The following is a 25,323-nucleotide window of genomic DNA, read 5'->3' as shown; positions in this document are numbered from 1 at the left end:
ATTTTTGCCCAAGTGCCACAGATAAAGATTAAACTAAAAAATCTTGTACAGCAAAACCTGTTAACCAAAATCAAGTTATTATGTCTAAGGTTCTTGTCTCAGATCCAATTGATCAAGTTGGTATTGATATTCTTTCCCAAGTTGCCACCGTTGATGTCAAAACCAGCCTCAAGCCAGATGAACTCAAAGCCATTATTGGTGAGTATGACGCGCTGATGATCCGTTCTGGAACTCGCGCTACTCAAGAAATTATAGAAGCTGGCACCAAATTAAAAATTATTGGCCGTGCCGGTGTAGGTGTGGATAACGTTGATGTTCCCGCAGCGACTCGCAAAGGGATTGTCGTCGTCAATTCCCCAGAAGGTAATACCATTGCCGCCGCAGAACACGCTTTAGCTATGATGTTATCCTTGTCTCGTCACATTCCTGATGCTAATGCTTCAGTAAAACGTGGTGAGTGGGATCGGAAAAGTTATGTTGGTTCGGAAGTATACAAAAAAACCCTCGGCGTTGTCGGGTTAGGAAAAATTGGTTCTCATGTTGCCAGTGTAGCTAAAGCAATGGGCATGAAACTCCTAGCTTATGATCCATTTATCTCCAGCGAAAGAGCGGAACAATTGGGTTGTCAATTGGTGGAATTAAATGTGTTATTCCAGCAAGCCGACTATATCACCTTGCACATTCCCAAAACTAAGGAAACTGCCAACATCATCAACGCTAAAACCTTGGCGTTAATGAAACCCACCACCAGAATTATTAACTGCGCTCGTGGTGGCATTATTGATGAAGCGGCTTTAGCAGTGGCAATCAGAGATGGTGTAATTGCTGGGGCGGCTTTGGATGTGTTCGATTCTGAACCATTAGGTGATTCTGAATTGCTACGCTTGGGTAAAGAAGTTATTCTTACCCCTCACCTCGGTGCTTCCACTGCTGAAGCTCAAGTCAACGTCGCCATAGACGTGGCTGAACAAATTCGGGATGTGTTATTAGGACTACCTGCCCGTTCCGCTGTGAATATTCCTGGACTAGGACCCGATATTCTGGAAGAACTCAAGCCTTACATGGAGTTAGCGGAAACCTTGGGGAATTTAGTTGGTCAACTCGTCGGCGGCAGAGTTGAGACACTTAATGTTACACTGCAAGGGGAACTGGCAACTAATAAAAGTCAACCTTTAGTTATCGCTGCCCTGAAAGGACTACTTTACCAAGCCCTACGGGAACGGGTCAATTATGTCAACGCTACCATAGAAGCCAAGGAACGGGGGATTCGAGTCATTGAAACCAGGGATGCTTCCGCAAGGGATTATGCAGGTTCATTGCATCTCCAAGCTACAGGGACTTTAGGTACACATTCTGTCACAGGTGCTTTATTAGGTGATAAGGAAATTCACTTAACAGACGTTGACGGTTTCCCCATTAACGTTCCCCCTAGTAAATACATGGTGTTTACCCGCCACCGGGATATGCCAGGTATTATTGGTAAACTCGGTTCTCTCCTCGGCAGCTTTAATGTCAATATTGCTAGTATGCAGGTAGGTCGGAAAATTGTGCGTGGTGATGCTGTTATGGCTCTCAGTATTGATGATCCTTTACCCGATGGCATTTTAGAGGAAATTAAAAAAGTAGATGGTATTCGGGACGCATATACAGTCGCACTTTAACTGTGATTTTTGGGATTTATTTGCTGCAGATGATTCAGTAATCAATACTTGTCGGTTAAGCTCAAAACAATGAAATTATGTAGGTTGGGTTGTTCGCGTAAGCGTTGCGGAGCAATGGAACGAAACCCAACATTTACAACGGTTTGTTGGGTTTGGTCTTTGTACTGCAACGGGCAAGCAAGCTACAACCCAACCTACGAAAATCCTTAACCGAACAGTATTGATTCAGTAATTTGATAATCATAGCAATCAAAGTTTGTTTTTACGAATCTAAAATCTAAAATTCTATGGTAAACACTTGGTGGGAATTGAATATTTTATCTGAACCAGATTTAGAAGATACTATATTTTGGCGGTTAGAAAAATTTGGCTGTCGTGGTACATCAGTAGAAATTAAGGGTAATATCGCCATCATTAAGGCTTATTTGCCCAGCTTTAAAACCCAATTACTAGATTTGGCTGCCTTATCACTATGGCTGCGCCAAGATGCACTATGTGTAGGACTCCCTTCACCCATGGTGCATTGGGGCTTAATTGACGAAGAGGACTGGTCTAGTAGCTGGAAACAACACTGGCAACCCGAAGAAATAGGCGATCGCTTTCTGATTAACCCCGCTTGGCTACCTTTACCCGAATCCTTGGACAGGTTGGTAATTCGCTTAGATCCTGGTGTGGCGTTTGGTACAGGTAATCATGCCACGACCCAATTATGCTTAGAATCTCTAGAAATGCGCTTTAGCGAAGTTCCTCGATCCTTTGTGGATACGGAAGAAAAAAAAGAACCGTTAATCATTGCCGATATTGGCTGTGGTTCGGGTATTCTAGCCGTTGGGGCAATCTTACTAGGTGCTGGTAAAGTCTATGCCGTTGATAATGATCCCGTAGCGGTGAGATCCACTTTTAGTAATCGCGCTCTTAATGATATCCGTCCAGACTATTTAATCCCCATTGAGGGGAGTGTAGACATGGTACGGAAAATAATTGATCAGCCAGTAGATGGTATTGTCTGTAATATTTTAGCTGATGTAATTATTGAATTACTCCCAGAAATGACCACAATTACCAAACCCAGCACTTGGGGTATATTTAGTGGAATTCTCCTAGAACAATCCCAGGGTGTTGCTGATGCTTTAGAACAAAATGGTTGGGTTGTTGCTACTCTCTGGAAAAAAAAAGAATGGTGTTGTTTAAATGCCCGTCGTTCTTAATCATATTCACAAAAAAGTTTATATAGCAGAGAATAGAGAACAGAATTATCACCAAAAAAAATCTATACTCATAAATTTGGAACTTGAATTTATCAAATCATCTCATCAATGAATAAACCACTACAAGAATACAATCCCAACAGCGTAGCCGAAAAAAATGGTAACTTCCTCGGATTACCTGATGATTACGATTCAGCCAATTTAATTATCTTCCCCATACCTTGGGAAGTCACCGTTTCATATCGTGCGGGAACTGCGAACGGACCACAGCGAATTTTAGATGCCTCACTGCAAATAGATTTATTTGATTTTGATCATCCCGACGGTTGGAAACAGGGAATATTTATGGTAGAAATTCCCCAGGAAATGATCGAAAAAAATAACTATTATCGTCAACAAGCAGCCAGAATTATTGAACATCAAGCCCAAGGTAAATCCCTAACAGATTCACCAGATTTAACCTCTGTTCTAGAAGCAATTAACCAAGCTGGGGAACAGGTAAATCATTGGTTATTTACCCAATCACAAGCAGCAATGAATCAAGGTAAACGAGTTGCTGTCATTGGTGGTGATCACAGTTCACCATTAGGCTACTTTCAAGCCTTAGCTAATCAATATGATGACTGGGGAATTTTACATATTGATGCCCATGCAGATTTACGGAATGCCTATGAGAAATTTGAATTTTCTCATGCGTCTATTATGTTTAATGCCATGAAAATACCGCAAATTTCTAAATTAGTCCAAGTAGGTGTACGAGATATTTGTCACGATGAAGTGCAAATCATTAATCAATCAAATGATCGCATTATTGGTTATTATGATTCAGCAATTAAACAACAACTATATGCTGGTAAAAATTGGTTGGATTTATGTCGAGAAATTATCAACCATTTACCAGAAAAAGTTTATATTAGCTTCGACATTGATGGTTTAGATCCTAAACTTTGCCCCAATACAGGTACTCCTGTTCCTGGAGGACTGGAATTAGAACAAGTTTATTGTTTGTTCCGCGAACTGGTAAATAGTGGTAGAGAAATTATTGGTTTTGATGTCTGCGAAGTTGGTGATGCTGAATGGGATGGTAATGTCGGTGCGCGAATAGTTTACAAGTTAGCAAATTTATTAGATTTATCTCAGAAAGAGGGAACAGGTAATAGATAATAGGAGTAATAATAACTTTCCTGTTACAACTAACAACTGTACGGGCGAAGCATTTGGAGAACTATTTTTGGCAATGACCGATAATTTATCTTCCAAATGCTTCGCCCCTACTGACCACTAGACCTCTGGTGAAAATGAATGTAGAGACGTTCTATAGAACGTCTCTACAAGGGTTTCAAACCACGCACATTTAATTACCGGAGATGTCTACTGACCACTGTACGGGCGAAGCATTTGGAGAACTATTTTTGGCAATGATCGATAATTTATCTTCCAAATGCTTCGCCCCTACTGACCACTGATTTCCTATCAGGTTTTATGGAATTTGCATACATACTATAGGAAGATGTTGAAAATAGATCATATAGGTTAAATTGATTCGGGATGTTGTTATGCACTGGATTTAAGTCAAGGTTTGGTTGACAACCAAACCTTTTTTATTGCTCATTTTCTCCCTGTTCGTGATTTCAGCAAAAATATACCCGTTCCCAATTATAAACAACAAACAAGATCCCCGACTTCTTGAAGAAGTCGGGGATCTGGGCGAAGTTTTAAGTTTTACCCCAGTACACTGGCAAAATTGCACCAAGTTTGTCAAAATCTATCATGGATGATTTTGAACAACATCAAATTACTAGTGCTAGTAATAGTCAGATGATCAATAAACCCCGCAAACGCAGACCAAAAGCTACTAAGCTGAATCAGCCTTCTCAAGCTGCAATCAAGAAGAATGTTAAAAAATTACCCAAACGTTCTCAACGGCGTAGTTGGCTATGGTCTACGTTGGCTATGGGTCTGTTGTTAGGCAGTGCTAGTGTAATTATTGGTGTTGGTTGGATTAGTGTGCTATTTATTTTAAATCCTGCCCAGATTAGCTGGGTGAATGATTTTTTACCAAAATGGGCAAAAATATCTACAGGTAAACGAGAACTACCGGAAACACTTACAGCTATTGAACTCGGTTTAACTCAAAAACAACGTCTATCTGGCGAAATCCTGCCTTTAGATGGTAAATCAGAGGAATCTTTTTTATTACCAATTTTCCAAAAACGCAAGAATTGTCAATCTCATTGTCAAGAATTGGTAGAATTGAGGATCTATAAACTTTCCCAGGATTTGGAATCTAAATTTCAGTCAGAAAAATCCTACTATTTAATTACTAAATTACCTGTTACTGGATTATCGAGAAATTTTGTAGAGTCCTCTTCATTTGCGGCTATTTCTGAATCAGACAATCAAGAAACCAAGACAAATTTACCTTTAAATCAGGTGAAAGCTTTTGCAGATACTAATCTATTTCCAGGATTTTGGTTTTATTTGCAGGGTGAACACAAAAATAACGATGATAATATTACCTATGGTCAAGTTGTCTATTACAATCCTCCGCTGAAAAGCTTACAACAAATGTTATCTTGGAAGACCCACAATGGTCAATTACCTAAATGGCAACAGATAACGGGTAATGATTCAAAGGAGTTAATTATTGATCAAACGATAAATGTAGAACCAAATTTACAAGTTTATCAAGTTAAACCTAGTAAGTTAGTTGTTAATTCTATTTATTTAGAAGCAATTGATTTCCAAAAACCCGCAATTGATGAATTTGCTTTTCAACAATCTCTGTTATTAGCCAGAAATGGACTTTGGACTCCTGCTTTTACATGGTTGATATCTTTAGAAAAACAGCGTAAACAGCCTTTTTCAGCGGCAGCACGGGCGCAAATAGATGTAATTCGCTTACATTCGGAATTTACGAAAATGCAGGCTGATAAAAATTGGGCAAGTCCTCAGCAACAAGTTACAGCGGATATTATTGATGGTCGTTGGGAAAAGGCTTTACAGGTATTTGAAACTTCAGCTGATTATGGTCAAGAAATTGCTAATTTACTACAAACAGATAAAGGGAGAATCTGGAATCGGTCTGCTGTAGCGTTACGACTCAATCCTAATCGTCGCGCAGTTTTAGCTTGGGTAGCACTAATTTTTAAAGTCCAACGGGGGGAAGAAAGAGCTAATGCTTGGTTGCAAGCACAACCGAATATTAACCAGGAAACACTCAATTATATTCAAGATATTTTAACTAAACTTGATGATGATAAGATCAATGCCCATAAAAGTCGAATTATTGGCACTGTCAACCAAATTAGTCGTATTAATGAGCAGGATTGGTTGCCAATATCTCTGCAAACTGATTTGAAAATTACTAATAATCAAGTTTGGTATCAGGTGGAAGTTAGTGCATTTCATGATGGTACAAGCTGGTTAAGTTATCCATTTGCTAATTTTGACCAACTGAAACATCAACCTCGAAAATTTTGGCGAAAAATTCTGGGTATTAGTTATGACCCTAGTATGCAAATTATTGTCTGGAAACCCAATGGAGAACAAGAAGTTACTACGACTACGATTAAAGCTGTACAAGTGCAAGATCAGGGTTTACGGTTGTTAATGTCGGGTTCCGCGCTTTCTGAAAATAAGGTTACATCTCTTCAACCTCAACCTTTAGCCCTGACTGTGGATGCGTTGAAATGGGTAGAACCGTCTCCGGTATCTGTAAAGGAATTATATCAACAAAAACCCCAATTAGTAGAATTAATCTTGCCGACTATCTGGAGAAAACTACAACAGTCGGGTGATATAAATGCTGGTAATATTCCTGATTTTCAGAAAATGCGGGAAAAAATGGGTGATTGGCCAGTTCAATTGGCTGATTTAACTAATGATGCACAGCAGGAAATTGTCATAACTATTTCTGATCCCGCTATAGCATCTTTAAATCAGTCCGATGGTAATAACTCAAAACCAGTGGAAGATAAAAAACGTCCCCGGACTCTGATTTTGTCGGCGGATAGTAGAGTAATTTATAGTGATTTTGCCCATGCAAGCCAGCAAACGCTAATAGCGATCGCTCAACTTACTGATGACCAATCTCTAGCGTTACTGGTAGAAAATAAACAGGGCTATAGTCTGCAACGTTGGTCACAAACTAATCAGCAATTTGAATAGTCACCATTACAGGTAATTTATTCTTCGTCGCTGGGAGCTTCCACTTGTTCGCTTTTGAGACTTTGCAATTGCGCTAAAAGGGAATCTACCTCTGCTTGTAAGTCCATGAACTTCACTTGCTGATCGTCTCGATAGTAAGCCTTCGTTAACTTCTTGACTAAGTTAGCGTGGGATTCGCATTCGGAAACACTGGATGACATAGTAGACATAGTTGTTGGCATTAGAAACTTAACTCACACCATTTGAAAATAGTATAATATACTTATCTTAATCTTTGTTAAGATATTATATAGTTTTCATTATATACTCTAATCGGTTACAAATGTAGTGATAAAAGACTCCGATCATTGTGACTGTGTTCCGCAACTAACATATAGACTTGAAAAGTGGGATACTTATACCAAGAGCATTCCCAATCCCAAATCCTTAATTAAGAAGTTTTGAATCCTGTGACTTTGAGCCTGTCTGCTGCTAAATCTCATTGCCAACCCTGGCCAGGGCTGATAGAAGCCTATCGTCAATACTTGCCTGTCAGCGAAAAAACCCCGGTGGTGACTTTGTTGGAGGGTAACACACCTTTAATTCCCGTGCCAGCGATCGCTGAACGTATTGGCAGACAGGTGAAGGTGTATGTCAAATATGATGGACTTAACCCCACTGGTAGCTTCAAAGACCGGGGGATGACTATGGCAATTTCTAAAGCAGCAGAAGCAGGTGCTAAGGCTGTGATTTGTGCCAGCACTGGTAATACCTCCGCCGCTGCCGCTGCCTATGCTAGACGGGGGGGAATGAAACCCTTTGTGTTGATTCCTGATGGCTATGTGGCTTTAGGTAAATTAGCCCAAGCGTTACTTTATGGGGCTGAAGTCCTGGCTATTCAAGGAAATTTTGACCGCGCCCTGGAAATTGTCCGGGAAATGGCAGATCAATATCCCATCACTTTGGTAAATTCTGTCAACCCCTACCGGCTAGAAGGGCAAAAAACAGGAGCTTTTGAAGTTGTTGATGCCTTGGGTGATGCCCCCGATTGGTTATGTATTCCCGTGGGAAATGCGGGCAATATTACAGCATATTGGATGGGTTTTTGTCAATACCATCAAGATGGTAAATGCGATCGCTTGCCGAAAATGATGGGTTTCCAAGCCGCTGGGGCTGCACCCTTAGTAAATGGTCAACCAGTGGCACATCCGGAAACCATAGCCACAGCCATTAGAATTGGTAATCCAGCCAGTTGGGATAAAGCCATAGCCGCTCAAACAGCCAGCCAAGGCAGTTTTCGTTCTGTCACTGACGAAGAAATTCTCGACGCTTACCGACTATTAGCATCATCGGAAGGGATTTTCTGTGAACCTGCCAGCGCGGCTTCTGTCGCCGGTTTGTTACAGGTAAAAGACGAAGTTCCCACCGGGGCAACGGTAGTCTGTGTCCTCACTGGTAATGGGTTAAAAGACCCAGATACGGCCATTAAACACAGTCACGCCCAATTTAAACAGGGTATTCCGGCGGACATTAAAGCCGTTGCGAAAGCAATGGGATTTGATTAACACCCAAAACAACCGCCATTCCCAGAGGTGTTGCAGTTATGCTGACTTTTATGTCAGGATTCTCACCTGGGGTTTCGTCCGCATAGTAGTGTATGCCAGATTCAGTAAAGGTAATTGATAAATTCTGACTATAGTAGCTAGACTGCTGTGCGGGTGATGATTCCAGATTACCGAAACGCAACGTTAACTGATTTTCGTTCATAGAGACGACAACGGGAGGAAGGGAAATAGAGTTTGATGATTGAGATTGTAGGTTGAAAGGTAATTTTGAGCCTATATTGATCATATTAATCAAATCCAGCGGGAAAAAAGAGTCTAGAGGGGGGAATAAAGACGGCATTTTCAACCCCGGTTCTGAAGGTTTTGTTGGCTCTGAAGGATTAGTGCTATTTGCAGATGTGCTGGTAATAATTTGGCGGACTTGGCTTTCAGTTAGCTTAGGGTTAGCACTGAGCATGAGAGCGACAACACCAGCAATGTGAGGGGCTGCCATAGAAGTGCCATTGTAGTTGGCATATTGATTATTGGGTATTGTGGAGTAAATATTAACTCCTGGGGCAGTGACATAGGTGATTTCTTGAGAACCAGAACGGCTAGAAAAGTCCGCAAGGTTATTATTTTGATCCACTGCACCTACAGCAATTCCTGAATTATAGGCGTACCGGGCGGGATAGGATGGCATTGAGTCACCATTATTACCGGCTGCCATAACAACGATGACGTTTTTGCTGCTGGCATATTCAATGGCTGACTTGAGAGTATCGTTAGAGGAATTACCTCCTAGACTGAGATTAATGACATTTGCACCATTATCAACTGCGTAATAAATGCCTTTGGCGATATTTGAGTAAGAACCTGAGCCGTTGGCATCTAGGACTTTGACTGGCATAATTTTGGAGTTATAAGCAATGCCAGTGACTCCAATGTCGTTATTTTCTCCGGCTATAGTTCCAGAAACATGAGTCCCATGACCATTGTTGTCTAGGACCTTGTTATTGCTACTATCAAAATTCCAGCCTTGAGCATCGTCAATATAGCCGTTACTATCATCATCTATCCCATTACCAGCTATTTCTTTGTTATTACTCCAAATATTATTTTTTAAGTCTTGATGGTTATAGTCTACGCCAGTATCTAGTACGGCAACAATAGTTCCTTGTCCTGTATATCCATTATTCCAGACTGTGGGAGCTTTGATCAGATCCGCTCCCCAATTATTCCCACCCACATTAGGAACGTCTGCATAGGGACTAACACCTGCGGCTTTACTCACTGCTAATCCAGCATTCACCAAGCCATAGCCATTTGTTGAGTTATAACTACTATTAGTAGCAACAGATGCGGTTGCTGCTAAATTATCTTGGGAAGAAGAACTATGACTACCCCAAATTATCCTATTATCAGTGGGATTTTGAAAGGCATTGGTTTGGGAAGTGGCAGTATAATTGATTTTCTTTTGAGATGAAAAGTCCGCAGAAACATCAAGTGACATAAGTATTTAAGCCCCAAAAATAGTTATATTTTCTCTGACAAAGTAATTTTGTCAATATTTGCAAATTCAATAATTTGAAATTATCAGTTATTCTGCTTTATTAATTATTACTATGAGTTGGTAATGCAAAAAGATATTTTAATTACGAATAAATTAATATTTAATGAATGATGCTAACAACAAAAATAAATTAATATTTGATGACATAACCAGTAAAAATATGATTTCATGACAAAATCAGGATTCTTTGATATTCCTGATAGCGATATACAGCACTTTCTAGTGTTATGAGGTACATATCCAGCGGGCAAGATGCCCGCACTACAAGAAATTTTTGGGGATTTTATTTCTTGGAAGTCCCTTAGAGGGTGTTTGAAAAGTTATGGTTGATGTATCAAATATTTTTTACCCCACCCTAACCCTCCCCTTGTAAAGGGGAGGGAACTGGATTTTTATTGTTTCCCCCCTTTACAAGGGGAAAGGGGGGTAGCAATGTGATGAAAATTACGGAATACCACTTTTCAAACATCCTCTTACAAATTTTGGTTTTTCTCAGGCTCAGGGTGGTCTGGTCAGTACGGCTTGATTTCTCTTACAAGCCCAGTCCCTTTAGGGCTGGGTTACTGACTTTCTCTCTTTCAACTTTCTCAACTTGCTGGGGAGCTGCCGCTACTGTAAATAATATTATGGCTTCATCAAAATTGATCTGACTATTTTTAAAGTCGCCCATTTTCTGATATGTTAAACCTATAGGATTCCTATTTGATTTCTGAACAAGACTAAGAGAGAATACGGTGAGGTATACAAGTCTAACAAGGAACAATGATAAGTCAGCATTCAGAAACTGCAACACAGACAGTAAAAGTATCGCAGGAAGAGGCGATAGCTGAACTACAAGATTTTATAGATATGCGTCCAGATGCGCGTGAGGTAAGGAAAATTATTGGCAAACCACCGCGTTGAAATTGAGACAGGAAAGTTAAGAGTATTGCTGCTTGATGAGTGTCATTTAATGTGGGGAGACTTAAGTGGCTATGTTTGGGGGAAAACAGACCAAGAAATAACAGTGTCAGTCGTAAATGAGCGCGAAAAACAGACATATTACGGGGCGGTTGATTATCTCGAAGGACAATTACTGATGAAGGCTGATGACAAGGGCAACTCAGAAAATACTATTGACTACCTTCAATATCTTCTAAATCAGTCTCCTGACCAGCGATTACTGATTTTGTGGGATGGTGCTACTTATCATCGTTCCAAAGAGATTCGAGGTTTTTTGGCAGAAATTAATCAAGGCTTGGAACCCCCTGAATGGAAAATACACTGCGTTCGCTTTGCTCCTAATTGTCCAGAGCAAAATCCGATTGAGGATATTTGGTTACAAGCTAAAACATGGGTTCGGCGTTTCTGTGCATTGATACCTTCCTTCTCGCATTTAAAGTGGATGTTTGAGTGGTTTATTCGACACACTACCTTTGATTTTGCCACTCTTCAGATGTACGGAATTTGTTCAAAACTCAAATAGGAGTCCTATATGACTTGGTTATACTTCTCACTGGCGGCTGCTACCTTTGAATCTCTGCGAGATGTCTTTAGTAAAATTGTTACTAACAAAGGCGATCGCCCTTTAGATGAATATTTAGTTGCTTGGGGATTAAGAGCTTTTACCCTGATTATTTATATCCCTTGGTTATTATTATCTCCCCAACCTATTCCTGATAATCCTCAAATCCTGGATACCCTATTGATGAAATAAACCTGCTTCTACATGAAAAAAATCTCCCAGTTTTTGAGCTAATTCTAGAGTTATTTTCTCTTTTCCATTTAAAATGTTATCAACAAGGCTTTCTGAACCCAAAACAGCTTGTAAATCAACTTTATTTTTACCAGATTCATCCAAAAGGAATAATAGCATAGATTGAGGATTATTTTGTTGATTAATCTGATAATATTCTTGTTCAAATTTTTCTATTAAAGTAATTAATAATTGATAAAGTTCCTCTTCTTCAGCACTGCGTTTGCGGTGCATTAAATCTTCCACAATAACTAAAGCTTGTTCATTTTCTGCTTCAGTCTTGATAATTTTGGGAAGATATGCTGTTAATAATTCTTTGTATTTCTCTGGATTAAAAGTAAGGGTCATTTTTCCACTTGTCCTTATCGTATTCCGCGTGAGTGAGGATATATTTAATATAAATTAATTGACCTTCGTAATCTATGCTAACAATCAAACGGTATTTATTGCCTTTAATATTGAAAACTGTAAAATTTCCAACAGATTCAGCTTTCGGAAACACCTGCTGTACTTCAACTAAGTTTGACCATTTAGCTTTACTAGCAATCTTATACCAGTTGTTAAGTGATTCCTGACAATCTGCATGATTTTCTGCATATTCTCTGACTATTCTAAAACTAATAACGTGCATCTTCCTATTTATTTGGTTTACCAAATTTTACGCATATCTAAAACAAATCCTGATAAAACAGATTCACAACTCAGTTTCTGAATCAACAGGTGGCATAATTAATATATTTCCAAATCTATTTCTCTCAATGCGTAAATCACGGTTTTCTTGACAGAAATCAAAAAATTCTTCATCTGTCATTTGCATTGATGAGGGAAAATGTAATATCAAAGGTGATGAAATCATAATTATTTCCTCCATCTGAAATTAAAATCAATTTTATCACAATCTCTTGCTGAAATTGGTCAAGATAGAATTATCAACGATTTGGCAATCAAAAGCAGGATTAAACGCAAGTATCGTGAAAATTCCTGATCAGATATAAGATATAAAATATAAGAATTGAATAAAGGGTAAATATGCGATTACTACATACAATGCTGCGGGTAGGTAATTTAGAAGAGTCCTTAACATTTTACTGTGATGTTCTGGGAATGAAGTTACTCCGTCGGAAAGATTATCCAGCGGGAGAATTTACCCTGGCTTTTGTCGGTTATGGAGAAGAAAGTGATCATTCAGTTTTAGAACTCACCCACAACTGGGGCGTAGAAAAGTATGATTTAGGTAGTGCCTATGGTCATATCGCCTTGGGTGTGCATAATATTTACGCTACCTGTGAGACCATTGGACAACTGGGTGGTAAAGTAGTCCGAGAACCAGGACCAATGAAACATGGTTCAACGGTAATTGCTTTTGTGGAAGATCCAGATGGTTATAAAGTTGAATTGATTCAATTAAAAACTCCAGAATGATTTAGGGTAGAGGGTAAGAAGAGAACTTCTTTACCCATTACCCAAATCCCTCCTAAACTTAAATTACAAGTCTAAAATCTAAAATTTTACAAATGCAGCCTACAGATCCTGATAAATTTACTGATACAGCCTGGGAAGCGGTAACAAAATCCCAAGACGTGGTTCGTGCTTATAAACAACAACAATTAGAAGTTGAACATTTAATTCTCGCCCTTTTAGAAGAACCTACCAGCCTAGCTACAGCCATTCTCACCCGTGCGGAAGTTGATTCAGTCCGATTCAAACAACAATTAGAGGCTTTTACCCAACGTCAACCGAAAGTTGGAAAAAGTGATCAACTTTACCTGGGGCGAAATTTAGATTTACTTTTAGATAAAGCCGATGAAATTAGAGCCAAAATGAGAGAGGAAGAAATCTCAGAAGGGCATATAATTTTAGCGTTTGGTAATGACGAACGGGTTGGTAGAAGATTATTTAAAAGCTTAAATATAGATATTGCTCAAGTAGAACTTGGGGTTAAATCGGTTCGCGCTACTCCCCAAATCAAAGCATCTCCAAAAGCAGAAGCAGATGTACAAGAGGAAGCTTTAAAAAGATTTGGACGAGATTTGACAGAACAAGCAAAAGCAGGAAAATTAGATCCTGTGATTGGGAGAGATGATGAAATTCGCCGGGTAATTCAGGTATTGTCTCGACGTAGTAAAAATAACCCTGTGTTAATTGGTGAGCCGGGAGTTGGCAAAACTGCGATCGCTGAAGCCTTAGCCCAAAGAATGGTAAATGGTGACGTTCCTGAGTCTTTAAAGAATCGCCAATTGATTTCCTTGGATATCGGTAGTTTGATTGCAGGAGCAAAATATAGAGGTGAATTTGAAGACCGTTTAAAAAATGTCCTCCGTGAAGTTACGGAATCAAACGGGCAAGTAGTTTTATTTATTGATGAACTGCATACCGTAGTCGGGGCTGGTTCTAATCAACAAGGGTCAATGGATGCCGGAAATTTGCTTAAACCTATGTTGGCGCGGGGCGAATTGCGTTGTATTGGGGCAACTACCTTAGATGAATATCGCAAATTTATTGAAAAAGATGCAGCATTAGAAAGAAGATTTCAACAAGTATATGTAGATCAACCAACAGTAGAAAATACAATTTCGATTTTGCGAGGTTTAAAAGAACGTTATGAAGTGCATCATAATGTTAAAATTTCCGATTCCGCTTTAGTCGCTGCTGCAACCTTATCAGCGCGGTATATTGCTGACCGCTTTTTACCAGACAAAGCGATAGACTTAGTTGATGAAGCCGCAGCGAAATTGAAAATGGAGATTACATCCAAACCTGCGGAATTAGAAACCATTGACCGGCGTTTAATGCAGCTAGAAATGGAAAAGCTGTCATTATCTGGAGAAGAACAGAGTATTTCTCCAACCAGGGAAAGATTAGAACGAATTGAACAAGAAATTGCCAGTTTAACAGTTAAACAGCAAATATTTAATGAACAATGGCAAGGGGAAAAGCAGATTTTAGAATCTATCAGCGGGTTGAAGAAAGAAGAAGATGCCATGCGGGTGCAGATTGAACAAGCAGAACGAGACTATGACTTAAACAAAGCCGCTCAATTGAAGTACGGTAAGTTAGAAGGTGTGCAACGAGAACGAGAAGTTAAAGAAGCGAAACTTTTAGAAATGCAAACCCAAGGTTCGACTTTGTTGCGCGAACAAGTCACCGAAGCCGATATTGCCGAAATTGTCGCTAAATGGACAGGAATTCCCGTCAATCGCCTTTTGGAATCAGAACGGCAAAAATTACTGCAATTAGAAAGTCATTTGCATGAAAGGGTAATTGGTCAAGAAGAAGCCGTTTCCGCTGTCTCTGCGGCGATTCGTCGCGCCCGTGCAGGGATGAAAGACCCTGGGCGACCTATTGGTTCATTTTTGTTTATGGGACCAACTGGAGTGGGTAAAACCGAACTCGCCCGCGCCTTAGCTCAATTTCTCTTTGATTCGGATGATGCTTTGGTGCGTTTGGATATGTCCGAGTACATGGAAAAACACTCGGTTTCCCGTTTAGTGGGTGCGCCTCCCGGATATGTGGGTTATGAAGAAGGGGGACAACTTTCGGAAGCGATTCGCAGACATCCTTATTCTGTGGTGCTGTTAGATGAAGTGGAAAAAGCCCATCCCGATGTATTTAATATTTTGTTGCAGGTATTGGATGATGGTAGAGTTACTGATTCCCAAGGACGGGCTGTAGATTTTCGGAATACTGTCATAGTCATGACTAGCAACATTGGTAGTGAACATATTTTGGATGTATCTGGGGATGATTCCAAGTATGATTTAATGCGTAATAAGGTGATGGAAGGTTTGCGAAGTCACTTCCGTCCCGAATTTCTCAACCGCATAGATGACTTAATTCTATTCCACGCTCTTAATCGTTCAGAAATGGGGCATATTATCCGTATTCAACTTAAACGGGTGGAAAATCTGCTCAAAGAACAAAAAATCTCTTTTGAAATATCTCAAGCCGCTTGTGATCATCTTGTGGAAGCTGGTTATGACCCAGTTTATGGCGCACGTCCATTAAAACGTTCAATTCAACGCGAGGTAGAAAATCCTCTGGCTACGAAGTTACTGGAAAATACTTTTGTTTCTGGTGATACTATCATCATTGATAAGGTTGAAACTGGGTTAAGTTTTAGTAAAAAAGTTTAAGCATTTTCATTAGTAAATAGGGGGCTTTCTATGGAATTGATTTCTTCTTTAGGGATTACAAGTTCCCAATATCTTTCCAAGGAAAGATTTATTAGTTATCATCATCAGTCGCGGTTATTGTTTTCCTTGGGTAGTCAAGTTAAAAATGTTCTAGAAATTGGTATTTTTAATTCTTTGCTTACAGAAATACTCCGACAAAATAACTATAACGTAACTACTGCGGATATTGATCCTAGTCTCAAACCAGATATAATGTTGGATTTGACAGCGGATTTTACACTACCAAAAGATAAGTTTGATGCAATTGTTCTATTTCAAGTATTAGAACATTTTCCTTATGAAAAATCTGAATTAGCATTGCAAAAACTCGCCGCAGTTACTAAGAAATATTTGGTGATTTCGATTCCCAATGCTACTGAATATCTGTCATTGCAAATCAAAACTTCTTTTTTGCTTAAAGCCAGACATTTACTCTGGGAAATTCCCCAATTTTGGAGTACAACACCACTTTGTGATGAACATTATTGGGAATTGGGATTGAAAGGATATCCCAAAAAGCGGTTTTTGGAATCTGTTGCTAAAGCTGGTTTGATAGTGAGGGAAGAATATGTTGATCCTACTTTCCCATATCACTACTTTTTGATCTTAGAAAAAATATAAGTGCAGAATATGGGTTTTCAGATCATGAGAATATCTTACTCGGTTTTCTTTTTGGTGGGACGTTTACGTTCTGATTTCTTCTTGAAACCTACTGCTTGAGCTGCATCACTATCTGAACCAAATTGACCTTTTACTGCTTCTTTCATGGCTAAAACAGCATTATGGAACTCCCATTCTGCTTGTTTGGCTGCGTCTGCGGAGGCTTTAAATAATGCTTGTTTTTCGGTTTCTTCTTGTTGTCTTGTCACCATTTCTGCATAAGCTTTTTGTAATGCTTCCGGTGTGGCTGCTACACGAGCAGTGGTATAACCAGAGACGGCTTTGAGTCCGTTGTAAGAATCTATATCTTGCTGGAGGTTGCTAGGGGTGATGCGGCGACTAGTATCTGGGGCTGGCATGATAACTTTGTTGTTGAAAATATTTGTATCAGTTTACTATACAATGTGTATTTATAGCAATACGTTATTTAGATTTTTTATTTGAGTAGATTTGGATTGCTAAACAATGCTTATGTATTGATATCTAATCTTTTTGTTTTTTATGCAATGCTTAAAGAATAAATGACAATAATTTAAAATTGCAATTTAATCTTTTTAGCATTGCTAACATTAAGTCATCAGCTATCTGTTTCTTGTAGTTTCTGTTGCTTTAACCAAGTTTCTAAATCAGCAACCTGTGAAAAATCTAACAAAGCATCTGCTAAATTTTCCAGTTGTTCTATAGACAATGATTGAACTTGCTCGATTAATGATAATTTAATTTCACCAAATCGGCGATTTATTAGCCGTAAAACTAGACGTTCTTCTCCTTTTTGTTCTCCTTCTAGTCTAGCTTGTTCTTTATCTCGTTGATAAAATGGTGCTAACCGCATAATTAACTCCTTATCTTCTGGTTCTGAACTTTTATTGATCTGTAAAGTCTGTTGGAGGTTGTAAAGCAATTCTAACGTTGCTTGTTGGAATGGGTAATTAGTTGGTAATGTTTCTAATTCATCAATTGCTCTTTTTTGTACTGTTTCCCGTCCTAATAGTCTTAACCATAGGGTTTCGGGTGTACGTGGTAATTGATGAATGGCGACAATGGCTGTATTCAAGTAATCTGCTAAAAAGTAGATTCCTGCTGGCCAATTGGGGTTTTCTATGGCTCTAAAGCCCGATAATAGGGTTTGTGATGCTGTTGGTGTCAGAACCCATAGTCTAGGTGTTTCTATGGTAGCTATCGGGTTTTTATTCCGTTTTGCTTCTCGTTGTAATGCACCTCTCACTTCTAATGATTTTAACAAACAATCACAGATTTCTTCTTTGCTTGCTGGATTGCGAAAGGGTTCAAAGATAGCAGGTGTAGCTGCTAGTTTACCTAACAATCCTAATATTTCGATGTCGGCGGTTTGTGTGCTGACGGGGGAAAATAATACATCTATTTCCCTGATTTCTCCAGCTAAATGGCTGGGTGCTTCAACTTGTCCAAAGGGTTTTAGTAGTTCTTCTAAATAGTCTTTGGCGAATTGGTCATGGATAAAGCGGGTCACAATTGGTTCTATTTAGATTCTGAAGATAGATTTTGTTGATTAAGTTTACAATAACAGGTATTAAATCATAAAATAAAAACTATAATTAAGTAAGACTACAAATAAAAACAATCCTTAAATTACTATACAATAAACAGGTACTAAAAATAAAATGCCAAAAACAAACATCATTAATCCAGAACAGTCTTATACTTTTGCTGATTATTTTAAACTTAACTTTGCTCCACAAGATATTTTAGCTTATTTTAATGTTTCTCTTCAACGTCGCTCTTTAAAATTACCTCAATCTACTCATACTTTTGATCGTTTAACTGATCTAAAAGCACGTATTGAAGAAGTTTTACCTCGTCTTAGTTTGACTAGTGAAATGGCCAGAAGGGAATTTCTTATTGCTCCAGTTTTAACGGACGTACTGCACTATACTCAAGCTACGCTTAATATTGAATATCCGATTGTTGTTAATAATCAATTAAAAGGTTCTTTAGATTATTTAATGCAAAATTGCCAAGTTTTTCTAGTTGTTGAAGCTAAAAATGAAGACTTAGAAAAAGGTTTTTTGCAATTAGCAATTGAACTAATTGCTCTTGATCAATGGATTGAATCAGACAAGAATATTTTACACGGTGCAGTTTCTACAGGCAATATTTGGCAGTTTGGGCAATTTGATCGTCTGTCTCGTACAGTAACTCAAGACCTTGATTTATATCGTGTTCCGGCTGACTTGGAGGATTTATTACGAATTTTAGTGGAAATTTTGGAATCTTAATGATTTTTATACTACTTCATTTTAAAAATTATTTAAGATGGTTCTTCCTTATCAAGTTCAGAATAACATATTTTAAATGAGATGTCAATAGGTTTATTATCTTTTTTCGGGAGTTAATGTTTTATTGTTTTGGTGTATTGGTTGATGATTTTTTTTCGCGCAAAGTCGCAAAGGAGCAAAGGGTTATTTCGTTTATTTGCGAGATAGTTCTTCCTTATCAAGTTCAGAATAACATATTTTAAATGAGATGTCAATAGGTTTATTATCTTTTTTCGGGAGTTAATGTTTTATTGTTTTGGTGTATTGGTTGATGATTTTTTTCGCGCAAAGTCGCAAAGGAGCAAAGGGTTATTTCGTTTATTTGCGAGATAGTTCTTCCTTATCAAGTTCAGGATAACATATTTTAAATGAGATGTCAATAGGTTTATTACCTTTTTTCGGGAGTTAATGTTTTATTGTTTTGGTGTATTGGTTGATGGTTTTTTTCGCGCAAAGTCGCAAAGGAGCAAAGGGTTATTTCGTCTATATTTATTTAACTCAAGCATAAGCTTATTCAGGATTTTAATAATTTATCAAGTATTTTGACACTTATAATCCTGTACATCCTATAATCCTGGATATCCTGATTCAGACAATTTTATGATTGCATCGTAAACCTGTTTTTATGTATTGTCATCAGATGCGTCTGTTTGCTGTTGCAAAGACTCTCGAATAGATAACAATAGTTCAGGATTATTTTCTATTTTTTCTAGTAAGGTTAACGCTGTTTCTGTATTAAATGCGGGAAAGTTTGCTTGTTTAGCTAAATTTTCAGCTTCTGAATATTTACCTTGAGATTCATACAATAATGCCAAATTATTCAAACTGGTAGCTACAGAGGGATGATCATCACCTAATTGGCGTTTCCAAATATCTAAAGATTGCAAATAAAGAGGTTCAGCATCATTGTAACGTCCTTGAGATTCATACAATCCTGCCAAATTATTCAAACTGGAAGCAACATCGGGATGATCATCACCTAATTGGCGTTTTCTGATATCTAAAGATTGCAAATAAAGAGGTTCAGCATCATTGTAACGTCCTTGAGATTCATACAATCCTGCCAAATTATTCAAACTGGTAGCAACAGAGGGATGATCATCACCTAATTGGCGTTTCCAAATATCTAAAGATTGCAAATAAAGAGGTTCAGCATCATTGTAACGTCCTTGAGAATAATACAATAATGCCAAATTATTCAAACTGGAAGCAACATCGGGATGATCATCACCTAATTGGCGTTTTCTGATATCTAAAGATTGCAAATAAAGAGGTTCAGCATCATTGTAACGTCCTTGAGAATAATACAATAATGCCAAATTATTCAAACTGGAAGCAACATCGGGATGATCATCACCTAATTGGCGTTTTCTGATATCTAAAGATTGCAAATAAAGAGGTTCAGCATCATTGTAACGTCCTTGAGAATAATACAATAATGCCAAATTATTCAAACTGGAAGCAACATCGGGATGATCATCACCTAATTGGCGTTTTCTGATATCTAAAGATTGCAAATAAAGAGGTTCAGCATCATTGTAACGTCCTTGAGAATAATACAATAATGCCAAATTATTCAAACTGGAAGCAACATCGGGATGATCATCACCTAATTGGCGTTTTCTGATATCTAAAGATTGCAAATAAAGAGGTTCAGCATCATTGTAACGTCCTTGAGAATAATACAATAATGCCAAATTATTCAAACTGGAAGCAACATCGGGATGATCATCACCTAATTGGCGTTTTCTGATATCTAAAGATTGCAAATAAAGAGGTTCAGCATCATTGTAACGTCCTTGAGAATAATACAATAATGCCAAATTATTCAGACTATTTGCAAGAGCATCTTGTTGTTGAAATTGAGTTTGTAAAACTATTGCTCTATTAAAATATTGTTCTGCTAGTGCTAATTCCCTTTCTCTATCTGCTGATTTTCCTGATTGCACTCGTTTAGAATATAAATTACCTAACTGACTATAGAGAGTTTCTAGTTTGCTACTATTTTCTCCCCATTGGTTAATCGCTTCTGCTAAAGATGCTTCTAATTGTTCTGGTGAAAAAATCGAACTTGCTTGATTATCTAGAATTACCTCAGAATTGCGATTGATTAATAACTCATTTGTAACTAAAGACAGTTCAGGCTGAAAATGAAATACACCATTACGCCAACTCCAGAAATCAGGTGCTTGCTTGGCAATTTGAGCATAAATGCGTGATGGTATCCATAAAATAATCGGCATTTTTAGTTCTCGCAATGCTTCTCGCGTCCATTGCAAATAACCAAAAAACTTTTTCAACAATTCATCTTGATTGAATGATCCTAATTTTTCTGCACCTAATACTGTGGCTATGGCATTTTCTTTTAATGTAACTTGTTGTGTAATGGCTTGCTTTAAACTAGGTTCTTGACTATCAAGATAAACTCGATAAATATTGTCAGTATATGCTAATTCCTTTTCATAATTAGCTATAATATTTTCACGCTGACGATCTGCATCACACACAGCAATGAAAATCTGTAACATCCCAATGCCAGCTTCAATTGAAACTAACAAACTCATATAAGTCTGTTCATTTGCGTTGATAATGGATTCATTGGTTAAGGTGTTCATTAAATTAACTTTTCTAACTTTAACTGTTGAATTACAAGAGGATGAAGATCATACCAACTTTCAGCATTTTTATATTCAATCACATAAACATTGTGGAGCAAATCAAGAAATTCTTGCTGTTTAGGATCATCAGGGCGATAATTCGTATATGTTTGTTGTAAAATCTCCCGGTCAGTTTTGCTCAAAGTAATTGTCATATCATTTCGCAAAATATCAAGTGCTTGCTGCAAAATTGTCGCATCAATTTGCACATCATCAATCGGTTCTAGCTTTCTGGCTTTTTTTCTTAACTCTACTAATACTAAACTACAACATTTTTGAGCAATGCGAACCAATTCCCGAATGACACCACCACTAGATAAAGCAATCTCCAGCAAAATATCATCTGCTAATAAAGTATGATCAATGCGTTTACGCAAAATCTCCTGTAATTTTGCTACCGTTGCAGTCACAGGTTGACCTTCGTCTTTATGACTTTCACCTTTAGGATAAACTTTTAAAACTGGCATCACAAAAATCGGATTACTCGTTTCATCTTCGATATGTCTTTTTAAAACACCATCACGAATTGTGGCAATAGGAATTGTATAAATAACAAAGAAATTAGGTTGTAATAGTGCTTTAATATTTTTGAGAAATATACTTTCAATAGCTGCTAAATCTAGTTTATCTAAATCATCAATAATTACCACAATCTCTTTTTTACAAGCTAAAGAAACTTCTGTCGCAATCAGATTGAGAGTATCTATTAAATCTCGAAAATCACGTTTAAATTTAGTTTCTATAACTTCGCGGATACTTGCTTCAGCCTTTAACTTACTTTTCAGAAAACTCCAAAAATCAAAACCTGCTTCTAATTCAGCCCCAATTTTACTTTCTTCAATTTCTGTCCGTTCTTGAAACCAATTAAAAAATCTTTGTTTTTTGTTAGCATCAATCTCAATTTTTTGCTCCTCCGCTTTATCCATAATTTGGACAGCAATAGCAAAAAGAATATTAATGTGATTGATGGCTGTAGCTTCAATTAAATCAGATATAGAAAAGAAGATTGTCAGATAATTATCGTCAAATTCTCTGGCAAATTCTGCCAACAATGTAGACTTACCACAACCGCGATGTCCTGCAAAAATTAATTGATTGGTATAATCATTACCATCCAAAACTCTCTGTTCTAATTCTGCAATGAAATCATCACCATAAGGAACTCGAAAATCTGCGGTTTCTTCTGTTGTTACCAAAGGTTGCAATTGCAGATTACGAAATGCTTTTTGAAACGCCTCAATCCGATCACTTGCCATTGTTTATGCTCCTTATATATTGACAGTTTTTATGTTATGTCAGTTATATCAATTTTATCTATCTAAAATCAATAGGAGTATGTAATAGATAATTCTTATTCCACAAATCTGGTAATACTGCTAACACCCTCACATTAATGCTAAAATTCACTATATTACGCAGTTGGGCTTTACCACTGTCTTTAGTCTTTAGTCCCCAGTCTAGCATGATGGTAGTGTAATCCGAATCATAATTAAGAGGTATTCCTTACCCCAAAAAAGATAAAATCACCGAAAATTGATTTTCATAAAATATATCTGCAAGTAAAACCGACGGATAACTATGTTAGAACAAGGCAATATCAGTATTCATACCGATAATATTTTCCCGATTATCAAGAAGTCTCTTTACTCAGACCATCAAATCTTCTTGCGGGAACTGGTATCCAACGGGGTAGACGCTATCCAAAAGTTAAACATGGTATCCCGCGCTGGGGAATACAATGGGGAAATTGGTGAACCAGAAATTACCATTAGCATTGATAAAGACAACAAAATCCTCTCCATTACTGATAATGGCATTGGTATGACCGCAGAGGAAGTCAAAAAATATATTAACCAAGTTGCTTTCTCTAGTGCTGAAGAATTTATTCACAAGTATGAAGGTAAGGCAGATCAACCTATTATCGGTCATTTCGGTTTAGGTTTCTACTCATCCTTCATGGTAGCGAAGCAAGTAGAGATTGATACTCTTTCCTATCAAGAAGGCGCACAAGCTGTGCGTTGGACTTGTGATGGTTCACCTAAATTTGTTTTAGATGAATCTCCTCGCACCACTCGTGGAACTACAATTATTCTCACATTGGAAGGAGAAGAAGAGGAGTTTCTCGAACCAGCACGAATTAGGAATCTTGTCAAGACTTACTGCGATTTCATGTCAGTTCCCATTAAAATGGATGGGGAAGTTTTAAATAAACAACAAGCTGCATGGCGTGAATCTCCCAGTAATCTTAAAGAGGAAGATTATTTAGAGTTTTACCGCTATTTGTATCCTTTCCAAGAAGAACCCTTGCTGTGGGTACATTTGAACACAGATTATCCCTTTGTGATTAACGGGATTTTGTATTTCCCGAAAATGCGTCCTGATGTAGATGTTACCAAAGGACAAATTAAATTATTCTGCAATCAGGTGTTTGTCAGTGATAACTGTGAGGAAATTATTCCCCAGTTTTTAATGCCCATGCGGGGCGTGATTGATAGCACTGATATACCTTTGAACGTTTCTCGAAGTGCATTACAAGGCGATCGCACTATTAAGAGAATAGGAGATTATATCGCCAAAAAAGTCGGCGATAGACTCAAAGAATTATACCGCGATAACCGCGAACAATACGTAACAGCCTGGAAAGACTTGGGAACATTCGTGAAATTTGGCGTTCTCAACGATGATAAATTCAAAAAACAAGTTGAAGACATCATCATCTTCCGTAGCACAGCCAAATTAGAAGCCCCTGTAGCCGACACCGCAGCCGTTGAAGTTCAATCTACCGACGGTGATGCGTGGCAAGATGTTACCCCAGCAAACGCGACTAGCATCCCCTACACCACCCTGAAAGAATACCTAGAACGGAACAAAGAACGTCACGAAAACAAGGTATTCTACAGCACCGATGCAGCTACTCAATCCACATACATAGAACTGCACAAAAATCAAGGTTTAGAAGTCCTCTTTATGGACTCCTTCATTGATACCCACTTCATTAACTTCCTAGAACAAGAATATCGAGATGTCAAATTTACACGGGTAGACTCTGACCTCGATAACACTCTTCTCGATGACAAAACCAGCGAAATTGTTGACCCCACCACCAACAAGACCAAAGGAGAAGTCATTAAAGAACTATTTGAGAAAGCCCTCAACAAGCCAAAACTCAACATCCGCACCGAGTCCTTGAAATCAGACGACCCTCAAGGAACACCACCAGCAATGGTGTTATTACCCGAATTTCTCCGGCGGATGCGAGAAATGAGTGCTATGATGCAGCAACAAAACGCTGAATTTCCCGAAGAACATATTTTACTAGTAAATACTGCTCACCCGTTAATTCAAAACTTGGTTAATCTCAGTCAAGGTAGTATTATTCAGGGTGACGGTGAATCCCCCTCCAGTCAATTAGTTAATATGATGTGTCAGCACGTTTACGATTTGGCACTTATATCGCAAAAAGGCTTTGATGCAGATGGGATGAAATCCTTTGTCGAACGTTCTAATGACGTACTCACCAAGCTAACAGAACAAGCCAGCAAATAAACATCTGCTGGTAAATGTTGTAGTAGAGACGTTCCATGGAACGTCTCTACACGGGCTTATATTTTGGTTCTTGCCTTTGCCAATGTTTTCCAGTCATCTAGCCTGGTTTGCAGATATAATGGAA

The 25,323-nt window shown here is 38.2% G+C and carries 22 protein-coding genes and 2 pseudogenes; 13 read left to right on the top strand and 11 right to left on the bottom strand.

Annotated elements, in window-relative coordinates; translation table 11 throughout:
* Positions 1 to 80: 80 nt before the first annotated feature.
* The 3 genes from serA to HGD76_RS14100 all read left to right on the top strand — a co-directional run bounded on the left by serA (position 81) and on the right by HGD76_RS14100 (position 4,033).
* Positions 81 to 1,661, top strand: a complete 1,581-nt coding sequence (serA, locus tag HGD76_RS14110) for a phosphoglycerate dehydrogenase (protein WP_168653617.1) — start codon at positions 81 to 83, stop codon at positions 1,659 to 1,661.
* Positions 1,662 to 1,948: 287 nt separating this feature from the next.
* Positions 1,949 to 2,869: a 50S ribosomal protein L11 methyltransferase gene (gene prmA, locus HGD76_RS14105; protein ID WP_168696164.1), complete on the top strand. Its 921-nt coding sequence runs from the start codon at positions 1,949 to 1,951 to the stop codon at positions 2,867 to 2,869.
* Between the two features lie 108 nt (positions 2,870 to 2,977).
* The gene (locus HGD76_RS14100) at positions 2,978 to 4,033 is read left to right on the top strand and encodes an agmatinase family protein (protein ID WP_168696163.1); all 1,056 of its coding nucleotides are present in this window, start codon (positions 2,978 to 2,980) and stop codon (positions 4,031 to 4,033) included.
* On the opposite strand, the gene HGD76_RS26385 is transcribed toward HGD76_RS14100, so the two are convergent.
* Complete coding sequence (locus tag HGD76_RS26385) at positions 4,001 to 4,129, bottom strand: hypothetical protein (RefSeq protein WP_267904238.1); 129 nt, start codon at positions 4,127 to 4,129, stop codon at positions 4,001 to 4,003. The two genes, HGD76_RS14100 and HGD76_RS26385, sit on opposite strands and share 33 nt — an antisense overlap.
* Positions 4,130 to 4,624: 495 nt before the next feature.
* Between HGD76_RS26385 and HGD76_RS14090 the strand changes: the two genes are divergently transcribed.
* Positions 4,625 to 7,039, top strand: coding sequence for a hypothetical protein (locus HGD76_RS14090; protein WP_325064807.1), 2,415 nt, complete (start codon positions 4,625 to 4,627; stop codon positions 7,037 to 7,039).
* Between the two features lie 17 nt (positions 7,040 to 7,056).
* On the opposite strand, the gene HGD76_RS14085 is transcribed toward HGD76_RS14090, so the two are convergent.
* A complete protein-coding gene (locus HGD76_RS14085; protein WP_148279126.1) occupies positions 7,057 to 7,248 on the bottom strand; it encodes a hypothetical protein in 192 nt (63 codons plus the stop codon).
* A 240-nt stretch (positions 7,249 to 7,488) separates the two neighbouring features.
* On the opposite strand from HGD76_RS14085, the gene thrC reads away from it, so the two are divergent.
* Positions 7,489 to 8,583, top strand: a complete 1,095-nt coding sequence (gene thrC / locus HGD76_RS14080) for a threonine synthase (RefSeq protein ID WP_015081148.1) — start codon at positions 7,489 to 7,491, stop codon at positions 8,581 to 8,583.
* Here thrC and HGD76_RS14075 read toward each other — a convergent pair.
* On the bottom strand, positions 8,549 to 10,075 hold the full coding sequence (locus tag HGD76_RS14075; protein WP_168696162.1) for a S8 family peptidase: 1,527 nt from the start codon (positions 10,073 to 10,075) through the stop codon (positions 8,549 to 8,551). The two genes, thrC and HGD76_RS14075, sit on opposite strands and share 35 nt — an antisense overlap.
* 822 nt (positions 10,076 to 10,897) lie before the next feature.
* On the opposite strand from HGD76_RS14075, the gene HGD76_RS14070 reads away from it, so the two are divergent.
* The 3 genes and pseudogenes from HGD76_RS14070 to HGD76_RS14060 all read left to right on the top strand — a co-directional run bounded on the left by HGD76_RS14070 (position 10,898) and on the right by HGD76_RS14060 (position 11,831).
* On the top strand, positions 10,898 to 11,038 hold the full coding sequence (locus HGD76_RS14070; RefSeq protein WP_168694813.1) for a hypothetical protein: 141 nt from the start codon (positions 10,898 to 10,900) through the stop codon (positions 11,036 to 11,038).
* A pseudogene (locus HGD76_RS14065) lies at positions 11,016 to 11,600 on the top strand (IS630 family transposase); the annotation flags it as partial. The gene HGD76_RS14070 and the pseudogene HGD76_RS14065, both read left to right, overlap by 23 nt.
* A gap of 9 nt (positions 11,601 to 11,609) precedes the next feature.
* Positions 11,610 to 11,831, top strand: a complete 222-nt coding sequence (locus tag HGD76_RS14060; RefSeq protein WP_168696161.1) for a DMT family transporter — start codon at positions 11,610 to 11,612, stop codon at positions 11,829 to 11,831.
* Here HGD76_RS14060 and HGD76_RS14055 read toward each other — a convergent pair.
* The 3 genes and pseudogenes from HGD76_RS14055 to HGD76_RS14045 all read right to left on the bottom strand — a co-directional run.
* On the bottom strand, positions 11,817 to 12,218 hold the full coding sequence (locus tag HGD76_RS14055; RefSeq protein ID WP_168696160.1) for a helix-turn-helix domain-containing protein: 402 nt from the start codon (positions 12,216 to 12,218) through the stop codon (positions 11,817 to 11,819). The two genes, HGD76_RS14060 and HGD76_RS14055, sit on opposite strands and share 15 nt — an antisense overlap.
* Positions 12,202 to 12,501, bottom strand: a complete 300-nt coding sequence (locus HGD76_RS14050) for a type II toxin-antitoxin system HigB family toxin (protein WP_168696159.1) — start codon at positions 12,499 to 12,501, stop codon at positions 12,202 to 12,204. The genes HGD76_RS14055 and HGD76_RS14050 overlap by 17 nt, the downstream gene beginning before the upstream one ends.
* 72 nt (positions 12,502 to 12,573) lie before the next feature.
* Positions 12,574 to 12,726 (bottom strand): annotated as a pseudogene (locus HGD76_RS14045) (Uma2 family endonuclease); the annotation flags it as partial.
* A 173-nt stretch (positions 12,727 to 12,899) separates the two neighbouring features.
* Here HGD76_RS14045 and gloA point away from each other — a divergent pair.
* The 3 genes from gloA (at position 12,900) to HGD76_RS14030 (ending at position 16,663) form a co-directional block, all read left to right on the top strand.
* On the top strand, positions 12,900 to 13,292 hold the full coding sequence (gloA, locus tag HGD76_RS14040) for a lactoylglutathione lyase (RefSeq protein ID WP_015080233.1): 393 nt from the start codon (positions 12,900 to 12,902) through the stop codon (positions 13,290 to 13,292).
* Positions 13,293 to 13,384: 92 nt separating this feature from the next.
* Positions 13,385 to 16,003: an ATP-dependent chaperone ClpB gene (gene clpB, locus HGD76_RS14035; RefSeq protein WP_168696158.1), complete on the top strand. Its 2,619-nt coding sequence runs from the start codon at positions 13,385 to 13,387 to the stop codon at positions 16,001 to 16,003.
* A gap of 30 nt (positions 16,004 to 16,033) precedes the next feature.
* On the top strand, positions 16,034 to 16,663 hold the full coding sequence (locus HGD76_RS14030; protein ID WP_168696157.1) for a class I SAM-dependent methyltransferase: 630 nt from the start codon (positions 16,034 to 16,036) through the stop codon (positions 16,661 to 16,663).
* Positions 16,664 to 16,698: 35 nt separating this feature from the next.
* Here HGD76_RS14030 and HGD76_RS14025 read toward each other — a convergent pair whose 3' ends face one another.
* Complete coding sequence (locus tag HGD76_RS14025; RefSeq protein WP_053541086.1) at positions 16,699 to 17,061, bottom strand: hypothetical protein; 363 nt, start codon at positions 17,059 to 17,061, stop codon at positions 16,699 to 16,701.
* A 218-nt stretch (positions 17,062 to 17,279) separates the two neighbouring features.
* Positions 17,280 to 18,191, bottom strand: coding sequence for a DUF4351 domain-containing protein (locus HGD76_RS14020; protein ID WP_168696156.1), 912 nt, complete (start codon positions 18,189 to 18,191; stop codon positions 17,280 to 17,282).
* A gap of 151 nt (positions 18,192 to 18,342) precedes the next feature.
* Here HGD76_RS14020 and HGD76_RS14015 point away from each other — a divergent pair, with 151 nt between their 5' ends.
* Positions 18,343 to 18,957 carry a hypothetical protein gene (locus HGD76_RS14015; protein ID WP_148760268.1) on the top strand — a complete coding sequence of 205 codons (615 nt, stop codon included), beginning with the start codon at positions 18,343 to 18,345 and terminating at the stop codon, positions 18,955 to 18,957.
* 662 nt (positions 18,958 to 19,619) lie between these two features.
* Here HGD76_RS14015 and HGD76_RS14010 read toward each other — a convergent pair.
* The 3 genes from HGD76_RS14010 to HGD76_RS14000 are packed head-to-tail and all read right to left on the bottom strand — an operon-like array spanning position 19,620 to position 23,117.
* Positions 19,620 to 21,611: a tetratricopeptide repeat protein gene (locus HGD76_RS14010; RefSeq protein WP_168696155.1), complete on the bottom strand. Its 1,992-nt coding sequence runs from the start codon at positions 21,609 to 21,611 to the stop codon at positions 19,620 to 19,622.
* Positions 21,611 to 22,909, bottom strand: a complete 1,299-nt coding sequence (locus tag HGD76_RS14005; RefSeq protein WP_168696154.1) for a P-loop NTPase fold protein — start codon at positions 22,907 to 22,909, stop codon at positions 21,611 to 21,613. Before HGD76_RS14005 ends, HGD76_RS14010 begins: the two co-directional genes overlap by 1 nt.
* A 58-nt stretch (positions 22,910 to 22,967) precedes the next feature.
* Positions 22,968 to 23,117, bottom strand: a complete 150-nt coding sequence (locus tag HGD76_RS14000; RefSeq protein ID WP_168696153.1) for a hypothetical protein — start codon at positions 23,115 to 23,117, stop codon at positions 22,968 to 22,970.
* A 114-nt stretch (positions 23,118 to 23,231) separates the two neighbouring features.
* Here HGD76_RS14000 and htpG point away from each other — a divergent pair, with 114 nt between their 5' ends.
* Complete coding sequence (htpG, locus tag HGD76_RS13995) at positions 23,232 to 25,199, top strand: molecular chaperone HtpG (RefSeq protein WP_168696152.1); 1,968 nt, start codon at positions 23,232 to 23,234, stop codon at positions 25,197 to 25,199.
* Positions 25,200 to 25,323 lie beyond the last annotated feature (124 nt).

The sequence above is a fragment of the Dolichospermum flos-aquae CCAP 1403/13F genome (genome assembly GCF_012516395.1).
GTDB lineage: Bacteria > Cyanobacteriota > Cyanobacteriia > Cyanobacteriales > Nostocaceae > Dolichospermum > Dolichospermum lemmermannii.
This window is presented reverse-complemented; position numbering and strand designations above follow the sequence as displayed.